The organism is Amycolatopsis sp. NPDC102522 (assembly GCF_055584485.1).
This window is the reverse complement of record NZ_JBVJLY010000018.1, coordinates 1-17,193: the sequence shown is the minus strand read 5'-3', so window position 1 is coordinate 17,193 and position 17,193 is coordinate 1. Positions and strand designations below refer to the sequence as shown.

Annotated in this window: 16 protein-coding genes; 10 read left to right on the top strand and 6 right to left on the bottom strand. The window is 70.2% G+C overall.

Annotated elements, in window-relative coordinates:
* Positions 1 to 17: 17 nt before the first annotated feature.
* Positions 18 to 602, bottom strand: a complete 585-nt coding sequence (locus ACZ6YV_RS31785; RefSeq protein ID WP_465513130.1) for a TetR/AcrR family transcriptional regulator — start codon at positions 600 to 602, stop codon at positions 18 to 20.
* 85 nt (positions 603 to 687) lie between these two features.
* Between ACZ6YV_RS31785 and ACZ6YV_RS31780 the strand changes: the two genes are divergently transcribed.
* Positions 688 to 1,734 (top strand): ferrochelatase, encoded by a 1,047-nt coding sequence (locus tag ACZ6YV_RS31780; RefSeq protein WP_465513129.1) that lies wholly within the window; start codon positions 688 to 690, stop codon positions 1,732 to 1,734.
* A gap of 290 nt (positions 1,735 to 2,024) precedes the next feature.
* Here the strand turns inward: ACZ6YV_RS31780 and ACZ6YV_RS31775 are convergent, their stop codons facing one another.
* Positions 2,025 to 2,612, bottom strand: coding sequence for a TetR/AcrR family transcriptional regulator (locus ACZ6YV_RS31775; RefSeq protein WP_465513128.1), 588 nt, complete (start codon positions 2,610 to 2,612; stop codon positions 2,025 to 2,027).
* An 88-nt stretch (positions 2,613 to 2,700) separates the two neighbouring features.
* Between ACZ6YV_RS31775 and ACZ6YV_RS31770 the strand changes: the two genes are divergently transcribed.
* Positions 2,701 to 3,591 carry an alpha/beta fold hydrolase gene (locus tag ACZ6YV_RS31770; protein WP_465513127.1) on the top strand — a complete coding sequence of 297 codons (891 nt, stop codon included), beginning with the start codon at positions 2,701 to 2,703 and terminating at the stop codon, positions 3,589 to 3,591.
* Positions 3,588 to 4,208 carry a VC0807 family protein gene (locus tag ACZ6YV_RS31765; protein WP_465513126.1) on the top strand — a complete coding sequence of 207 codons (621 nt, stop codon included), beginning with the start codon at positions 3,588 to 3,590 and terminating at the stop codon, positions 4,206 to 4,208. Before ACZ6YV_RS31770 ends, ACZ6YV_RS31765 begins: the two co-directional genes overlap by 4 nt.
* 10 nt (positions 4,209 to 4,218) lie before the next feature.
* On the opposite strand, the gene ACZ6YV_RS31760 is transcribed toward ACZ6YV_RS31765, so the two are convergent.
* Entirely contained in the window at positions 4,219 to 5,016 is a 798-nt protein-coding gene (locus ACZ6YV_RS31760; protein WP_465513125.1) for a hypothetical protein, read from the bottom strand.
* Between the two features lie 143 nt (positions 5,017 to 5,159).
* Here ACZ6YV_RS31760 and ACZ6YV_RS31755 point away from each other — a divergent pair, with 143 nt between their 5' ends.
* Positions 5,160 to 6,557, top strand: coding sequence for a sigma 54-interacting transcriptional regulator (locus ACZ6YV_RS31755; RefSeq protein WP_465513124.1), 1,398 nt, complete (start codon positions 5,160 to 5,162; stop codon positions 6,555 to 6,557).
* A complete protein-coding gene (locus ACZ6YV_RS31750) occupies positions 6,554 to 8,512 on the top strand; it encodes a vWA domain-containing protein (RefSeq protein ID WP_465513123.1) in 1,959 nt (652 codons plus the stop codon). Before ACZ6YV_RS31755 ends, ACZ6YV_RS31750 begins: the two co-directional genes overlap by 4 nt.
* Position 8,513: 1 nt before the next feature.
* On the opposite strand, the gene ACZ6YV_RS31745 is transcribed toward ACZ6YV_RS31750, so the two are convergent.
* Complete coding sequence (locus tag ACZ6YV_RS31745) at positions 8,514 to 9,827, bottom strand: cytochrome P450 (protein ID WP_465513122.1); 1,314 nt, start codon at positions 9,825 to 9,827, stop codon at positions 8,514 to 8,516.
* 49 nt (positions 9,828 to 9,876) lie between these two features.
* Between ACZ6YV_RS31745 and ACZ6YV_RS31740 the strand changes: the two genes are divergently transcribed.
* Together ACZ6YV_RS31740 and mshC are read left to right on the top strand one after the other, a co-directional pair.
* Positions 9,877 to 10,641, top strand: a complete 765-nt coding sequence (locus ACZ6YV_RS31740; protein WP_465513121.1) for a MerR family transcriptional regulator — start codon at positions 9,877 to 9,879, stop codon at positions 10,639 to 10,641.
* A gap of 75 nt (positions 10,642 to 10,716) precedes the next feature.
* Entirely contained in the window at positions 10,717 to 11,955 is a 1,239-nt protein-coding gene (mshC, locus tag ACZ6YV_RS31735) for a cysteine--1-D-myo-inosityl 2-amino-2-deoxy-alpha-D-glucopyranoside ligase (RefSeq protein ID WP_465513120.1), read from the top strand.
* 72 nt (positions 11,956 to 12,027) lie between these two features.
* Here the strand turns inward: mshC and ACZ6YV_RS31730 are convergent, their stop codons facing one another.
* Together ACZ6YV_RS31730 and ACZ6YV_RS31725 are read right to left on the bottom strand one after the other, a co-directional pair.
* Positions 12,028 to 13,635, bottom strand: coding sequence for an ABC-F family ATP-binding cassette domain-containing protein (locus ACZ6YV_RS31730; RefSeq protein ID WP_465513119.1), 1,608 nt, complete (start codon positions 13,633 to 13,635; stop codon positions 12,028 to 12,030).
* 150 nt (positions 13,636 to 13,785) lie between these two features.
* A complete protein-coding gene (locus ACZ6YV_RS31725; RefSeq protein WP_465513118.1) occupies positions 13,786 to 14,265 on the bottom strand; it encodes a MarR family winged helix-turn-helix transcriptional regulator in 480 nt (159 codons plus the stop codon).
* Between the two features lie 152 nt (positions 14,266 to 14,417).
* On the opposite strand from ACZ6YV_RS31725, the gene ACZ6YV_RS31720 reads away from it, so the two are divergent.
* Genes ACZ6YV_RS31720 through ACZ6YV_RS31710 form a run of 3 tightly spaced genes read left to right on the top strand, consistent with a single transcriptional unit; the run spans position 14,418 to position 17,071 of the window.
* Positions 14,418 to 14,996 carry a helix-turn-helix domain-containing protein gene (locus tag ACZ6YV_RS31720; protein ID WP_465513117.1) on the top strand — a complete coding sequence of 193 codons (579 nt, stop codon included), beginning with the start codon at positions 14,418 to 14,420 and terminating at the stop codon, positions 14,994 to 14,996.
* Positions 14,993 to 16,231, top strand: a complete 1,239-nt coding sequence (locus ACZ6YV_RS31715) for an MFS transporter (protein WP_465513116.1) — start codon at positions 14,993 to 14,995, stop codon at positions 16,229 to 16,231. Before ACZ6YV_RS31720 ends, ACZ6YV_RS31715 begins: the two co-directional genes overlap by 4 nt.
* A gap of 15 nt (positions 16,232 to 16,246) precedes the next feature.
* Positions 16,247 to 17,071, top strand: coding sequence for a metallophosphoesterase family protein (locus tag ACZ6YV_RS31710; protein WP_465513115.1), 825 nt, complete (start codon positions 16,247 to 16,249; stop codon positions 17,069 to 17,071).
* Positions 17,072 to 17,193: the final 122 nt, after the last annotated feature.

Genomic DNA, 17,193 nt, shown 5'->3' with positions numbered 1-17,193 from the left:
ACAGGGCTTTCTTCGGTCTACTTCGCGGCGATCGCGTTCAACGCGATGTCGGCGACGGCCGTCATGGCCGCTTGCCGGGCGCCGCGGCGGGACATCAGCCGGAGGCCGGCGACGGTGCTGTGCGCGAACTCGGCGATGTCGCCGGGCTCGCGGGCGCTGTCGATCGTCCCGTCGAGCTGTCCTTCCCTGGCGCAGGCCGCGAGAAGGGTGAGGTGCCGTGCGGTGTCGGCACCGATCCGTGCCTTGATCTCGGGGTCGCGGCCGCCGAATTCGGCGACGGTGTTGACCACGAGGCAGCCCCGGCCGCGGTGGGCGACTTCCTCGTCGATCGTGTACGAGAACAGGGCGCCGAACCGCTCGAGCCCGGTTCCGGAATCCTCCAGCAAGGCCGTTCTGGCCACGATTCCGCGCTCGGCGTAGTGGTCGAGCGCGCGCATGAACAGTTCGTGCTTGCTGGTGAAGGTGTTGTAGATGCTGCTGCGGCCCAGGCCGGTGGCTTCGCAAAGAGCCTGTGTCGATGTGCCCTCGTAGCCGCGATCCCAGAACGCGTCCATGGCGCGCCCGACCGCGGCGCGCTCGTCGAATTCCTTCGGCCTGGCCATGGAAGTGACCGTACCAGGTTTTGGATCGGTCGGTTCAAAACGGGCCGGGTCAGCGTGCGGGGCGCCACAACGGCAAGATGACAGGGTGGGTTACGACGCGCTGCTTTGGCTTTCGTTCGGTGGTCCCGAGGGACCCGACGAGGTGATGCCGTTCCTGGAGAACGTCACGCGGGGACGAGGGGTCCCACGGGAACGGCTGCTCGAGGTCTCGGAGCACTACCAGCACTTCGGCGGGGTCTCCCCGATCAACCGCCTGAACCGGGACGCGATCTCCGCGGTGGAGAAGCAACTCGCGTCCGCCGGGATCGACCTGCCCGTCCACTTCGGCAACCGCAACTGGCGGCCGATGGTCGAAGACACCCTCGCCGAGATCACCAAGGCGGGTGCTCGGCGCGTCCTGGTCTTCCCGACGAGCGCGTACGGCGGCTACTCGGCCTGCCGTCAGTACGACGAGGACATCGAGCGCGCCCGCGCGGCCGTCGGCGACAGTGCGCCGGAACTGGTGAAGCTGCGGCAGTTCTTCGACCACCCGCTGTTCGTCGCGGCCGTCGCCGACGCCGTCCGTGCCGCGCACGCGGAACTCGGGAACGCCCCCGGAACCCGGACGGTCTTCTGCGCCCACTCGGTGCCCGAGTCCGCCGACACCGCCTCCGGGCCGCCCTCGGAAGGCGGCCGCCGCTACTCGCGCCAGATCGCCGAAGCCGCCCGCCTCGTCGCGGCCGAAGCGGGGATCGAGACCTACGACGTCGTCTGGCAGTCGCGCTCCGGCCCGCCCCAGGTGCCGTGGCTGGAACCGGACATCGTCGACCACATCGACGCGCTGCACGCGGAAGGCGTCACCTCGGTGGTCGTCTGCCCGGTGGGTTTCGTGTCCGACCACCTCGAGGTGATCTGGGACCTCGACAACGAGGCCGCCGAGCGGGCCGCGGAGCACGGCATGGGCTTCGCGCGGGCCGCGACGCCGGACACCGACCCGCGGTTCGCCGAACTCGTCGTCGAGCTGATCCGGGAGCACACCGAAGGGGTGCCGGCGCGGAAGCTGTCGCCGTTCACCGCTGCCGGGTGCACGGTCAACGGGGCGCCTTGCGCGGTGGGATGCTGCGAGCCCGCCAAGAGGCCGGCGCGCCCGTAAGCTTTCGGGCCTCGTGAGTGGCGGGCTGGGGTTGCTCGCCGGTCCGTGAAGGCCTCCTTGCCTACCTTCAGGGCAGGGAAGGAGGCCTTCACTACCTTCCCCAAGTACGTGAAGGACCCCTTCACTGCGCCAGGCGCAATGAAGGGGTCCTTCACGTACCGCAGGCGACCAGGGCGGCGGCACCGAGTGGGTCCAGGTGGTCGTGAGTGACGATTCGGGTTCTAACCCGAATCGCCACTCACGAGGTCTCTGCAGCGGACGCCACTGCCCGCCCACTCGACGCAGCCGCCTTACCTCGGCGCGGCGGTGATCCTCGACAGGTGCAGGTCGATCAGGGCGATGGCCTCGTCGCCGGTCTGGTAGCCCAAAAGCACCGCGTCACCCAGCCCGGACACCAAAGCCAGAAGCAGGACCGCTTCGGCGGGCGGGTCGACAGTGGCCACGAGATCGCCGTCGTTCCGGGAGGCGGCGAGCATGGCCGCCACTACGTCGCGAAGCTGGCCGTGGCCGGTCCGGAAGTGGCCGGCGATCTCCGGGTCCTTGAGTGCGCGCACCAGGAAGGCGTTGGCGACGAGCGCGTCGTCACGGGCGGCGTCGTCCAGGGGGAGCAGGGCGACGAGCAGGTCCCGGACAGCGGGTTCGCCGTCCGGCTGGGCGGCGGCGATGCGCTCTTCGATGCCTCCCCGCAGCGTCGTCGCCGCGTGCCGCAGCATGTCGTCCCTCGACGCGAAGTAGTGCTGGACGAACCCTTTCGAGATGCCGGCCTCGGCCGCGACCTCGTTCAGGCTGACCCCTTCGAGTCCCCGTTCGGCCGCGATGCGGCGGACGGCCGCGGCGATCTGCTGCCGCCGGTGCTCGTGATCGACGCGTTTGGGCACCCGCTCCTCCTTTTGGCAGTCCGATCGGATTGCCAACTTCTCACCAACTGCTTTACAATCCGATCGTACCGTAAAAAGGGGAGGGTAAATGAAGGTGGGCGGGTTCGCCTCGTCGGAGGCGCGAGCCGAGTACGAGGTCGTCTACGAACGCGGTCTGGCGGCCTTGCCGTCGCCGGCCGGGATTCACGACATCCAGACCGCGTTCGGGGTGGCGCGCGTGTACCGGTTCGGGCGGCCCGGCGGACCGCCGGTCGTGCTGCTGCCCGGGCGGGCGGGGACCGCGGTGATGTGGGCACCCAATCTCGAGGCACTGCTCCCGCACGGCGAGGTCCACGCGGTGGACCTCATCGGCGAACCCGGCCGCAGTGAACAGACCATCCCCATCCGCGACGGCGCGGATCAAGCCGCCTGGCTGAGCACTGTGCTCACGGAACTCGGCCTGGCGGAAGCGCACCTGGTGGGGTACTCGTTCGGCGGCTGGCTCGCGGCCAACTTCGCCGCGCGGGCGCCGGACAGGCTGAGGTCGCTCACCCTGATCGATCCGGTGCTGACGTTCGGCGGACTGACCGCGGGATTGGTCGTCCGTGCCACGCTCAGCGCGGTTCCCGGCGTCAGCCGATGGGCTCGCCCGTCGTTCCTCCGCTGGATCTCCGGCGGCACGGAAGTCGATGCCGCGGATCCGGTCGCGCGGGTGATCGACGAAGGGATGCGGACCTACCGCATCGCCCTGCCCACGCCCAGGTTGATCACCGACGCACAGCTGACCTCGCTGCGGATGCCCGTGCTGGCCCTGGTGGCCGGGCGCAGCGTCATCCACCATCCGGAACGCGCGGCCGCGCGCGCCCGAAAGCTCCTGCCGCAGGGACAGGTCGAACTGTGGCCGTCGGCGACCCACGCCATCGCGGGCGAAGCGGCGGCTGAGGTGAACGCGCGGATCTTGGCCTTCTTGGCCGACTGCGACGCGAAGACGCGACCGTGACGGCGCGCGGCGGGAACCCGGCACTTTCCTTGCTGCTCTGGGACGTCGCGCTCCCGTTGACCGCCTATTACGGGCTCCGGCTCGCCGGGCAGAGCGAACAGGTTTCGTTGCTGGCGGGAGCGGTGGTGGCCGCGGCCCGGATCGCCTGGGTCGCCGTTCGCGAGAGGTCCTTCGACGGCTTCGCCGCGTTGCTGGCCGGAGTACTCGGAGTCGGGCTCGTGCTCTCGCTGGTCACCGGTGACCCGAAATTCTTGTTGCTGAAGGAATCCTTCGGCACCGCGACCGCCGCGATCGTGCTGCTGGCGAGCTGTTTCAGTCGCACGCCCCTGGTGCTCGTCGCCGTGCGTGCCGGCTCCGGTGCGGCCAAACGCGCCGAGATCGACAGGCTCGGCGACGAGGTGCCCGGTTTCCGGCGGGCCTTCACCCGGATGTCGGCGGTGTGGGGAGTGGCCCTGCTTGTGGAGGCCGTGGTCCGGGTCCCGTTGGTCTACGCCTTGCCGGCCGACGTGATGAGCGGGCTCAGCGTGGTCCTGCTCCTCGCCGTCATCGGCGGGCTGTCCCTGTGGTCCGTCCGGTTTGCCGGGAAAGTCCTGAAAACGCCCGCCGTGGCCGCTTGACCAGCGCCGGCTACGGGTGCCTGTCCGCCTGCTCCGCGAACACCCGCACCGCTTCGTTGATCGCCGCGCAGCGCGCGTTGCGGACGGCCTCGGTCAGCGGCCGCAACGCCTCCGACCGCTGGAGCGCGGCCGACGAGGAAAGCGCGCCGCCCGGATCGTCGGACTCGGCGATGGCGAGGATCGCCGCGATCTCCTCGGCCCGCTGAAGCACCCGCAGCGACCGGCCGGGCATCCCGGCAGGCCAGGGCGCGTCGGTGGCCGACCGCAGCCGCGCCGAAAGTTCCGCTCGCACCCCTGGCCGCTCACTGGCGACGTCCAGTGTCTGCAGCGCGCCGGCACTCGCGCGGATCGCGTCGGTCAGGCCGTGCTCGGCCTCGCCCAGCGGGCGGTACTCGAGGACGCCCGGCATGGGCACCGAGTACACGGTCCACCGCATCAGGCCTTCGGCGATCGCCTCGGGGATCACGCCGTAACCGAGGTCGGGCAGCACGGCGGCCTCACCGGTCCGCAGCGCGGCCTCGGTGAACGGCCCGCCACCACCCAGCCCGCGGACGTCACCGGGCACCGGGAGCAGCATTTGCATGCTCTTCGCCCCCTGGGCGCGCAGGGCGAGCAGCAGCTGGACCGGGGTCGCGGCCCGGTTGAACGCGAGCGGCAGGTCGAACGCCTCGGCGGCCGCGGCGTCCGCGGCGACGAAGTCGTGGGCTTCGCCCCAGACCTGAAGGGCGTCAAGGACGTCGTCGGAGGCGGCGGCTCCGTTCAGCCACGCCGAAGACCAGACCGCGAGGGTCGCACTAGGACGGCACACCGGAGTGATTTTAGTCGTGCTTCGAAGTGCGTGGGCCGCCCATCCCCGCCAGCGGACCGAGCAGCCCTCCCTCGCTCGGTTGATCCAGAGCTGGAGTTGCTTCACGTCGACAGGGGCCACGATCGCGACGTAGCGTCGAACGGGTGAACGATGTTCCCGCAAATCTGCCCCGGACCGCCGGGGACCTTCGCGCGGCGGGCCACCTGCCGCGTTCGATCAAACAAGAGCTGCACGACAACCTTCTCGTCAAGCTTCGCACCGGCGAAGACGCCTGGCCCGGCATCGTCGGCTTCTCGCGCACTGTCCTGCCGCAGCTGGAACGCGCGCTGCTGGCCGGGCACGACGTCGTCCTCCTCGGTGAACGCGGCCAGGGCAAGACCCGGCTGCTGCGTACCCTCGCGGGACTCCTCGACGAATGGACGCCCGTCATCGAGGGTGCCGAACTGGCCGAGCACCCGCTCGACCCGATCACCCCGGAATCGCGCCGTCGCGCCGCCGAACTCGGCGACGCCCTGCCGGTGACCTGGCGGCACCGCGACGAGCGCTACACGGAAAAGCTGGCCACACCGGACACTTCGGTCGGTGACCTGATCGGCGACGTCGACCCGGTGAAGGTCGCCGAAGGCCGCAGCCTCGGCGATCCCGAGACCATCCACTTCGGACTCGTCCCGCGCGCCCACCGCGGCATCGTGGCGATCAACGAACTGCCGGACCTCGCCGAGCGCATCCAGGTCGCGCTGCTGAACGTGATGGAGGAACGCGACATCCAGGTGCGCGGGTACACGCTGCGCCTGCCGCTGGACGTGCTGCTGGTGTCGACGGCCAACCCGGAGGACTACACCAACCGCGGTCGCATCATCACCCCGCTCAAGGACCGGTTCGGCGCGGAGATCCGCACGCACTACCCGCTCGACGTCGACGCGGAGATCGCGGTCGTCCGACAGGAGGCGCATCTGGTCGCCGAGGTCGGCGAGCCGCTGCTGGAGGTGCTCGCCCGGTTCGTGCGGAACCTGCGCGAGTCGCCGGTCATCGACCAGCGGTCCGGTGTCTCGGCCCGGTTCGCCGTCGCGGCCGCGGAAACGGTCGGCGCGGCGGCACTGCGCCGGTCCGCGCTCACCGGCGAGGAGCCCGCCGTGGCGCGCCCTGTCGACCTCGATGCCGTGCCGGCCGTCCTGCGAGGCAAGCTCGAATTCGAGCCGGGGGAGGAGGGCCGCGAGACCGAGCATCTCGTGCACCTGCTGCGCCGGGCGGTCGCGGAGACGGCCCGTTCGCGGTTCGCCGGTTTGGACCTCCTGCCGCTGGCCGACGCCGTCGAGTCCGGCCACCTGGTGGCCACCGGGGAACGCGTACCCGCCAAGGACGTCCTCGCCGCACTGCCGGAACTGCCCGTGCTCCACGACGTCGCCGCCCGTGCCGGAGTGAGCCCGGACGAACCGGCGGGCCGGATCGCGGCGGCGGTCGAACTGGCGCTGGAATCCCTCTTCCTGTCGAGGAAACTCGCGAAGGACTCCGACGACACGACGACCGTCTACGGCCGATGAGCACCGTCCCCGAGGGCTACTCGTACGGGCCGTGGCACGACGGTCCGGACCCGCTGGCACCGCCCGCCGACCTGCGGGACGCGCTCGACGAGATCGGCCGCGACGTGATGGCGGGCGCTTCTCCCCGGTCCGCGCTGGAAGAGCTGCTGCGGCGCGGGACACCGCGCACCGCCGGGCTCGACGAGCTGACCAGGCGGCTCTGGCAGCGCCGTTCGGAGATCCAGCGGCGGCACCGGCTGGACGGGACGCTCCAGGAGGTCCAGCGGCTGTTGGACGAGGCGCTGGAGGCCGAGCGGCGCGAGCTGTTCCCGGATCCGGACGACGACGCCCGCTTCCGCGAGGCCCAGCTGGACGCGCTCCCGCCGGGGACCGCGGCCGCCGTGCGTGAACTCGCCCTGTACGACTGGCGTTCCGCGCAGGGCCGGGAGAACTACGGGAAGATCCGTGACCTGCTCGGCCGAGAGCTGCTGGATTCCCGCTTCGAGGGGATGAAGGAAGCACTCCGGAACGCCGGGCCGGAAGAGGCCGAGCGGGCCAACCGGATGCTCGCCGACCTCAACGACCTCCTGGCCGCGCACGCACAGGGACGAGAGGACGTCCCCGAGCGGTTCGCGGAGTTCATGCGCGAGCACGGCGAGTTCTTTCCGGAGAACCCGAAGAACGTCGAGGAGCTGATCGACGTCCTCGCCGCTCGTGCCGCGGCCGCGCAGCGGATGCTCAACTCGATGACCCCGGAACAGCGGGCCGAACTGGCCGAGCTGTCCCAGCAGGCGTTCGGCGATCCCCGGCTCGCGCAGCAACTGTCCACTTTGGATGCCCAGCTCCGTGCCCTGCGGCCCGGCGAGGACTGGACGTCTTCGGAACGGTTCCGGGGCGACGATCCGCTCGGCCTCGGCGAGGGCGCGCGGGCGATGTCCGATCTGGCCGAACTGGACGCGCTGGCCGAACAGCTCGGCCAGTCCTACCCCGGCGCGAGGCTGGAGGACATCGACGTCGACGCGCTGACGAGACAGCTCGGACCGGACGCCGGCGTCGACGCGCGGAGACTGTCCGAACTGGAACGCGAGCTCCGCCGCCAAGGCCTGTTCGAGCGGGCTCCGGATGGCACGCTTCGGTTGTCTCCCAAGGCCTTGCGGAGGCTGGGGGAGACGGCACTCGCCGACGTCGTGAACGCGATGCGGGGCAAGGCGGGGCAGCGGGAGACCGAGTCCGCCGGGGCCGCGGGCGAGCCGACCGGCGCGACCAGGCCGTGGCGGTTCGGGGACATGCAGCCGTGGGACGTCTCCAGGACGGTCCGCAACTCCGTCCTGCGTTCGGTTTCGGTGGGCGAGCGGTCCGTCCGGATGGACGTCTCCGACGTCGAGGTGATCGAGACCGAGCACCGGTCGCGTGCGGCGGTGGCGTTGCTCGTGGACACCTCGTGGTCGATGGTGCAGGAGGGCCGCTGGCTGCCGATGAAGCGGACGGCGCTCGCGCTGCACCAGCTGATCAGCACGCGGTTCCGCAACGACGCCTTGCAGCTGATCACCTTCGGCCGCTACGCGACGTCGGTCGAACTGGCCGAGCTGGTCGGCTTGGAAGGTGCCTGGGAGCAGGGCACCAACGCGCACCACGCCCTCCTGCTGGCCGGACGGCATCTGCGGCGGCATCCCGACGCGCAGCCGGTGATCTTGATGGTCACCGACGGTGAGCCGACAGCGCATCTGGAACCCGACGGCACGGCGGAGTTCGACTATCCGCCCCAGCCGAGGACACTGCTCAAGACACTGTCCGAAGTGGACCGCATGGCGAAGCTGGGCGCGTCGGTGACGGTGTTCAGGCTCGGGGACGACCCGCGCCTGACGGAGTTCGTCGACCTCATCGCGCGCCGCTCGGGCGGCCGGGTCGTCGCTCCCGACCTCGACGGGCTCGGCGCCGCCGTGGTCGGCGACTACCTGCGGACCAGGAAGCGGTAGCTCAGCGGCCGGTCACCTTGATCCTGGCGCCCCGCGCCGGTTCCAGGGTGATCGGCCGCGACCGGATCCGCTCCGGCCGCGCGTGTTCCGGGGCGACGGTGAACCGGCCGAACAGCTCCCGCAGCACGATCGAGGCCTCCATCAGGGAGAACCCGGCGCCGAGGCAGCGGCGTGCACCGCCGCCGAAGGGCAGCCAGCTGCCTGGCGGGGGCGAGCCTTCGAGGAAGCGCCGCGGACGGAACCGGCGAGGATCGGGGTGCCGGCCGTCGTCGGCGTGGACGACGATGATCGACGGCATGACGTCGAATCCGGCCGGGATCCGGTAGCCGCCGATCTCGACGTCCTCGGTCAGTCGCCGGACGACCTCGCCGATCACCGGGCGCAGCCGCATCGCCTCCTTGACCACCGCTTCGAGTGCTCTTTCGTCGCCGTCGTCCGCCGCACGCGTGGTGAACGCCGCCTGCTCGGGGTCGCGGGCGAGCTCGTGCAACGCCCAGGCGAGCGCGGTCGCGGTGGTCTCGTGCCCGGCGAGCAGCAGCGTGACCAGCTGATCGCGGAGCTCGACGTCGCTCAGTTCGTCCCCGTCGGCGGGCACGGTGAGGAGCCGGGACAGGACGTCGGTGCGCTGGTCGAGGTCGGTGGCCCGGCGCCGTTCGGCGATCTCGGCGTAGAGCAGTTCATCGACCCGGGCCTGATGTTCCGCGTAGGTGCGCCAGGGCCGGTAGCGCTGTAAGCGCGGGTTCTGCCAGCCGATCACCTGGACCAGGCCGATCTCCACCAGATGCCCGATCAACCGCCGGAGTTCGTCGAGCCGCGGCCCTTCGGCGACACCGAACACCACACGCAGGATGATCTCCAGCGTCAGTGCGCGCATGCGGTCGTGCGAGCCGAAGGCCCGGTTCTGCGGCCAGCGGTCCAGCTCGGCCCTGGTCAGCTCGGTGATCATGTCGCGATAGCCGCGCAGCGCCGCGCCGTTGAACGCGGGCATCAGCAGTTTCCGCGTGCGCAGATGCCGGTCCTCGTCGGTGACCAGGATGGAATGGTCGCCCATCACCGGCTTCAGGATGATGTTGCCTTCGCCCGCGTGGAACGTCGTGACCGGGCCGGAGAACACGGTTTTGATGTCCTCGAGATCGGTGAGCATGACGATGTCGCGGTGCGGCGCGAACCTCATCCGGACGACGGATCCGTAGCGGCGCTTGAGCAGCGGGAGCACGTGATGCCGGAGATTGCCGACGACGAGGGTCTGGACGAGGCCGGGCAGCGGCGGCCCGGGTGGAAGTGCGGCCGACACGGTGGTTCCAGCTGTCCCCATCCTTCGTTTCTACGCGCGGTGCGGGAAGGAGTCCACCTACGCTGAACCGATGGGGTATCCGGTGGGAAGGGTCGCGGCGCTGTCGGGGGTCACCGTGCGCACGCTGCATCACTACGACGAGATCGGCCTGCTGTCACCGAGCGGGCGGACGGCCGCCGGGTACCGCAGCTACAGCGACGACGACCTCGACCGCTTGCAGCGCGTCCTGTTCTACCGAGAACTCGGGTTCGACCTGGAGACGATCGCGAAGGTCGTCGACGACGCGGGAGTGGACGCGCTGGAGCACCTGCGGCGTCAGCGGGCGCTGCTCGTGGAGCGGGTCGGTGAGCTGACGCGAATGGTCGAATCCGTCGACAGGGTGATCGCGGCGAAGCAGGTCGGCGGCGCGTTGACGCCGGAAGAGCGGTTCGAGGTCTTCGGCGAGTTCCGTGAACCGGAGGGCTACGCGGAGGAGGCCGTCCGACGGTGGGGCGAGACCTCGCAGTGGCGTGCGGCGGCCGTGCCACGGTCCAAGGAGGAATGGATCGAGGCGGAGGAGGCCCGGCAGGACTGGGTCCGGCGACTGCTCGACGTCGTCGACTCCGGCGCGCCCGCCGACAGCCCCGCGGCGATGGACCTCGCCGAGGAGCACCGCCGAATGCTCGCGGCGTTCATGGGGGACTGTGACCACACCATGCACCGTGGGCTCGCGGGGCTCTACGCGACCGAGCGGGTCCAGCTCGGCTTCCTGGTGCGTGAGCCGGACCAACGGCCGGGCCTCGGCGAGTACATCCGGGACGCCGTCCAAGCCAACGCCGACAGGGCCGGGAAATAGCGACTTCGGTTACTCCGGCCGTGTTCGTCTCCCACCGGACGGGAACGGCGCGGCGGCTCCGCTTACAGTCGGGGTATGCAGACTTGGTCATCGGTCGACGTGCCCCGCATCCCCGGCACCCCCCGTCCGCTGCGGCTCCACGACACCGCGACGGGACAGATCCGTCCCACGGCGCCCGGGTCCACCGCCCGGATGTACGTCTGCGGCATCACGCCGTACGACGCGACCCATCTGGGACACGCCGCCACGTACCTGACATTCGACCTGGTGAACCGCCTGTGGCGGGACGCCGGGCACGACGTCCACTACGTGCAGAACGTGACGGACATCGACGAGCCGCTGCTGGAGCGCGCCGAGCGGGACAAGGACGACTGGATCGTCCTCGGCATGCGGGAGACGGCGCTGTTCCGCGAGGACATGACCGCGCTGCGGGTGCTGCCGCCGCGGCAGTTCGTCGGGGCCGTGGAGAGCATCCCGGAGATCGTCGAGGTCATCGCCAAGCTGCTGGCGAACGGCAGCGCGTACCGCGCGGACGACGCGGAGTACCCGGACATCTACTTCGACCACAACGCGACCGGGCATTTCGGTTCCGAGTCGAACTACGACGCCGAGACCATGGCCAAGTTCTTCGCCGAACGCGGCGGCGACCCGGATCGTGAAGGCAAGCAGCACCCGCTCGACGCGCTGCTGTGGCGGATGGCGCGGCCCGGCGAACCGTCGTGGGAGTCCGAACTGGGCGCCGGGCGGCCCGGCTGGCACATCGAGTGCAGCGCGATCGCGGTCAACCGCCTCGGTCTCGGCTTCGACGTCCAAGGCGGCGGCTCGGACCTGATCTTCCCGCACCACGAGTACAGCGCCGCGCACGCGGAGGCCGTCGCGGGGGACCGGCCGTTCGCGCGGCACTACGTTCACGCCGGGATGATCGGCCTCGACGGCGAGAAGATGTCGAAGTCGCGCGGGAACCTCGTGTTCGTCTCGCGGCTGCGCGCCGACAAGGTCGACCCGGGCGTCATCCGGCTCGCGCTGTTCGCCGGCCACTACCGCGAGGACCGGCCGTGGACCGCGCAGCTGCACGCGGACGCCGAAGACCGCCTCGCACGCTGGCGCGACGCCGTCTCCCTCGGCACCGGTCCGGCCGCCGAGGACACCGTCGCGCGCCTGCGTGACCACCTCACCGACGACCTCGACACGCCCAAGGCGATCGCGGCCGTCGACGCGTGGGCGGAGCAGGCCCTGAACCGCTCCGGCACCGACCCCGCGGCCCCCGGTCTGATCCGGAACGCTGTCGACGCGCTGCTCGGCATCGAGCTCTGAGAAACGTCATGAAAGGGGCGTTCAGGACGAAATTGGTCCTGAACGCCCCTTTCATGACACTCGTATAACGCCCTATGCGGCGACGCGGCCGTCCTCCAGCCGTAGGTGGTCACCAACCCAATCCCGCCGCAGCCACCGATCATGCGAAGCGATGACGACGGCGCCGGGCGCGGACTCGAGCGCGGCGAACAACTCCTCGGCCAAGGTGAGCGAGATGTGGTTCGTCGGCTCGTCCAGCAGGAGCACCTCGGGCGGGTCGGCGATCAGCAACGCCAGCGCGAGCCGCCGCCGTTGCCCGACCGACAGCGCGGCCACCCGGGTCCCGAGATCACGCGGAGCCAGCAGCCCCAGGCCGCGCAACGGGGGAGCGCCCTCGCCAAGGGCTTCGGCGTAGGTCCGCTGCGCGGTCTTTTCCGGCTCGGCGAACGCGACATCCTGGGCCAGCATGCCGATCCGCACCCCGCGTCCGGAAAGGACGGTCCCGGAGTCCGGCGCCAGCGAGCCGGCCAGGACCGACAGCAACGTCGACTTCCCGGCCCCGTTCCCGCCGGTGATCAGGAGCCTCGACGTCGTCGTGATGTCGAGCGTCGCCAGCCGCAGCCGCCCGGCGATCTCGAGGTCCCGCACCGAAATCGCCGTCTTGCCCTCGCCGGGTTCGCCGGTCAGCCCGCCCTGGAACCGCAGGGGCGTGGGTGGTTTCCGCACCTGGTCGCGTTCCAGTTCGTCCAGCCGCAGTTGCGCGTTGCGGACCCGGCGTGAGATCTGCTTCTGCACCCTCCCGGTCTTGAAGTCGTAGAGCATCTTGGCGTTGTCGCGCTGAGGCCGGTTGTGTGCGACGTTGCGCGCGGTGACGGCCACCGATTCGCGCAGTTCCTTGAGTTCGTCCTGCTCCTCGGCGTAGCGCTGTTCCCAGCGCGCACGCTCGGCCCGTTTCTGGTCGAGGTAGTCGGAATACGTGCCGCCGTACCGGGTCGGGCCGCCCAGTGCCGGGTCGAGGTCGACGATGTCGGTGCACACCGCGTCGAGGAACACGCGATCGTGCGACGACAGCACGAGGACACCGGTCAGTGAAGCGAGATGGTGCTCCAGGAACTCCATCGCGGTGTCGTCGAGGTGGTTCGTCGGCTCGTCCAGGACGAGCGTGCCCGGCCGCCGGATCAGCAACGCGGCGAGGCCGAGGCGCGACCGTTGCCCGCCCGAGAGCGTGCCCAGTTCGCGCGCCGGGTCGATCCCGGCGAGCCCGAGACCGGCGCAGACGACCTCGGCGCGCCGGTCGGCGTCCCAGAGGTCGTGCGCCTGGGCCCATTCGAGCACGGTGCCGTACTCGTCGAGGACCGCCGTGTCGTCAGGGCGTTCGGTGAGCGCTTCGGTCAGTTCGTCGAGTCTCGCCGACGCTTGCCGTATCTCGGCGAGCGCGTCGTCGATGACGTCGGAGAACCGCGTCGTCAGCGGGAAGGGCAGCTCCTGCAAGAGGAATCCGAGGTCGTCGCCCCGCAGTACCTCACCCCCGTCGGGCTCTTCGACCCCGGCCAGCAACCTCAGGAGCGTGGACTTGCCGACGCCGTTCTCGCCGACCAGGCCGAGCCGCTGCCCGGCCGAAGCGGTCAGGTTCACGCCGTCGAGCACGACGCGGGCACCGTAGGAGTGGACGAGGTCCTTGGCGATCAGGGAAAGAGACATACGACATCACCGCGTTTTCTTCGAACATGAGGGATCCCCGCCGGGCCACGTCGCTTACGGGAGCAGTGCTCGACCGAAGCGGCCTCGGGACGGGGAAGGTGCGATGTCAGTTGTCCATGATGCGAGCAGTCTAACGCAACACCCGTAGCGTTAGTCAACCCCCTCTTCGAGCGAACCGGATCGCAGCCTGGAGGCCTCCTGTTCGGCGAAGGCGCGCCCGTCGGTCAAGACGCCGAGAAGTGCGGCGAGCTGACGCCGGTCGAGCCTGGCGAGACGGTCGCCGAAGAACCGGGCCACGGGGGAGTAGAGGTCGGCCACGTCGTCCAGTCGATCGGGGAGCGGGCGGACCACGAGCCGTCGGCGGTCGGTGGGATCGGGGACGCGCTCGACGAGGCGCTGTGCCTCCATCCGGTCGAGCATCCGGGTCACCGCCCCGGTGGTCATGCCGAGAGCGCGTGCCAACTGGGTCGGCGAGGTCGCGGCGCCGCTGATGACGAGCTGGAGCCCGTGCAGTTCGGTGGCGCTGATCCCGAGCCGGTCCGCCATGGCCGTCTGGAACAGGACGGTCGCGCTGACGAACCGGGGGATCTCCAGGGCGGCAGCTGTGGCGAGTTCTCGCTGGTCAGGCATATGCGTTCCCGAGGCAGTAGTTGAACCGTGCAGTTACTGCGGCAGGCAGCAACTGTCCCGGCAAGGGTATCGGTGCCGCTTGACATCGCCGCGGCCGCCTGCAACTCTGAAAGAGAACTTTCGAAAGATATCTTTCAGATTGGATCAAGGCGATGACCGGGTTGCCGCCGCGCAAGCGGATCGAAGACGTCGAGCTGATGCGGGCGCTGGCGCATCCGCTGCGGTCGGCGCTGGTGGACCACCTGATGGCGGTCGGCCCGCGGACCGCGAGCGAGTGCGCGGCCTCGGTCGGCTCGACCGCCTCGAACTGCAGCTGGCATCTGCGTCAGCTGGCCCAGCACGGCCTCGTGGAACGGGTCGAGGGGGAGGACGGGCGAGAGCGGCCCTGGCGGGCCTGCCAGGTCGGCATCGAGTTCGGTGACGACCCGGAGCTGCGCGGGGCGCAGCTGGCGGTCGTGGGCACCGCCCTGGCGCGCGAGAAGGAGCTGATCGAGCGCTATCTCGACACCGCCGACCAGCTCGACAAGGAGTGGCGGGACGCGTCCGGGATCAGCACGTACTCGCTGCGGGTGACCGCGGCCGAGCTGGACGAACTGGTCCGCCGGATCGACGCGCTCGTGCGGCCCTATGTCAGCGCGATCCGCGAAGACGCCCCTCACGAGGCCATACCGGTCCACCTGGGACTGCGGGCGTTCCCGCGCATCGACGCGGAAGGGAAACCGAGCACATGAGACCGTTGAGGGAACCCGCCTTCGCGCGGCTGTGGATCGCCGCCTTCTTCTCCGAGACCGCCGAGTGGATGCTGCAGATCGCGCTGCCGGTGTTCGTCTTCAAGGCGACCGGGTCCGCGGCCACCACGGCGATGAGCATCGTCCTCGGCCTGCTGCCCGCGGTGCTGCTCAGCCCGGTCGCCGGCGTGATCGCGGACCGCTGGAACCGGCGGCTGGTGCTGTGCGTGGTGTGCGCCGGGCAGGCGTTCGTGGCGCTGCCGCTGCTGTTCGTCGCCTCTGGCGGCCCGGTGTCCGTGGTCTACGGGGTCATGGCCGCACAGGCGGGGCTGGCGTCGTTGTTCGAGCCCGCCCGCAACGCACTCGTGCCGGAACTGATCGCCCCGGACGAGCTGATCGGCGCCAACGGCCTCATGAGCATCAACGGCAGCGTCGCGCGCCTCGCCGGTGGCTGGGCAGGCGGCCTCCTGCTCGGGTTCGGTGGCCTGGGCTGGGTCGTGGTGGCCTATCTCGCCGTACTGGTGATCGGTTCGGTCCTGCTGTCGCGCCCGTTCCGACGGGCCGCCGCGCCGATCGCGGCGGGTCCGCACGAGCCGGTGATGCGCGCCTGGCTCGACGGGCTTCGCGAGATCGGCCGCGAAGGGCGTCTGCGGCTGGCCGGCGTCGTCGTGGTGCTGACGTCACTGGCACAGGGCATGTTCCTGGTGCTGTTCGTGGTCTTCGTGCTCGACATCCTCGACGGCACCGAAGGCGACGTCGGTCTGCTTCGCGGTGTCCAGGCACTCGGCGGACTGGCCGCGGGATTCGCCGTCGCCACCGTCGCCCGCAAGGTCGCGCCCACCGCTCTGCTCGGCTGGGGCGGGCTCGCGCTCGGCCTGCTGTCGGCGGTGATCTGGAACCTGCCCGCGCTGACCGCCTCCCTGGGTGTCTTCATCGGACTCTTCGGGCTGGTCGGCGCTCCCGGGGTGCTGGCGGGGTCCGGGTTGCTCTCCCTGGTCCAGACGACGGTGTCGCCCGAGCGGTCCGGCCGCGTCCTGAGCACCTTGTTCGCCGGGACGGCGGGATTCACCGCGCTGGGCGCGTTGCTGGCAGGCGGGCTGGTGAACGTGCTGGGCAGCGGTGTCCTGCTGAACGTCCAAGCGGGTTTGCACGTCGCCTCGGCGTTGATTGTCCTGGGCGTGTCGGCGTCGGGCCGGTTACGCGACGATGCGGTTTTGGCGGTTCCCCGGTCCGGGTGAAGCTACGGTGGAGGAGTGCCGCATCTCTTCGCCACCAGCGACCTCCACGTCACCCACGAGGGCAACGCCCCGATCGTCGACGAGGTCGTCCCCCGGACCCCCGACGACTGGCTGCTCGTGGCCGGTGACGTCGCCGAACGCGCCGAATCCGTGATCGGGGTGCTCAAGACCTTGCGTGAACGCTTCGCGAAGGTCGTCTGGGTACCCGGCAACCACGAGCTGTGGACCACCCAGAAGGACGAATGTCAGCTGCGGGGCCAGGCGCGCTACGAGCATCTGGTCGAGCGATGCCGGGAGATCGACGTGCTCACCCCGGAGGACCCGTACCCGGTGTGGGAACACCAGGAAAAGCCGCTGACGATCGCCCCGTTGTTCGTTCTGTACGACTACAGCTGGCGGACGCCCTCGGCCGAGGGGCTGCCGTTGACGGCGGCCGTCGACCAGGCACGCGAGGCGGGCGTGCTGTGCACGGACGAGTTCTTCCTGCATCCCGATCCGTACCCCAGCAGGCAGGCCTGGTGCGCCGACAGGGTGAAGATCAGCACGGAGCGGCTGGAGGCGATCCCGGAGGACCACGGGACGATCCTGATGTCGCACTGGCCGCTGCACCGCCACCCGACCGCGCCGCTGTATTACCCGGAGTTCGCGCTGTGGTGCGGGACGACCGAGACCGAGGACTGGCACCGCCGGTTCCGGGCGGAGGTCGCCGTCTACGGGCACCTGCACATCCCGCGTTCCACCGAGGCGGACGGCGTGCGGTTCGAAGAGGTTTCGCTCGGCTACCCGCGTGAGTGGCGGAAGCGGGCGCGGGGACCCATCCCGCTGCGGCGCATCTTCTAGGGCCTCGTGAGTGGTGGGGGCGGGTTTTAAACTACGAAACAAAAAACAACCCCGTGGCCCCCCACAGCGCGGCCCCCCGGGGGCCCGGAATAAAATGAAGTAACCCAAAATTAGCCCATCGA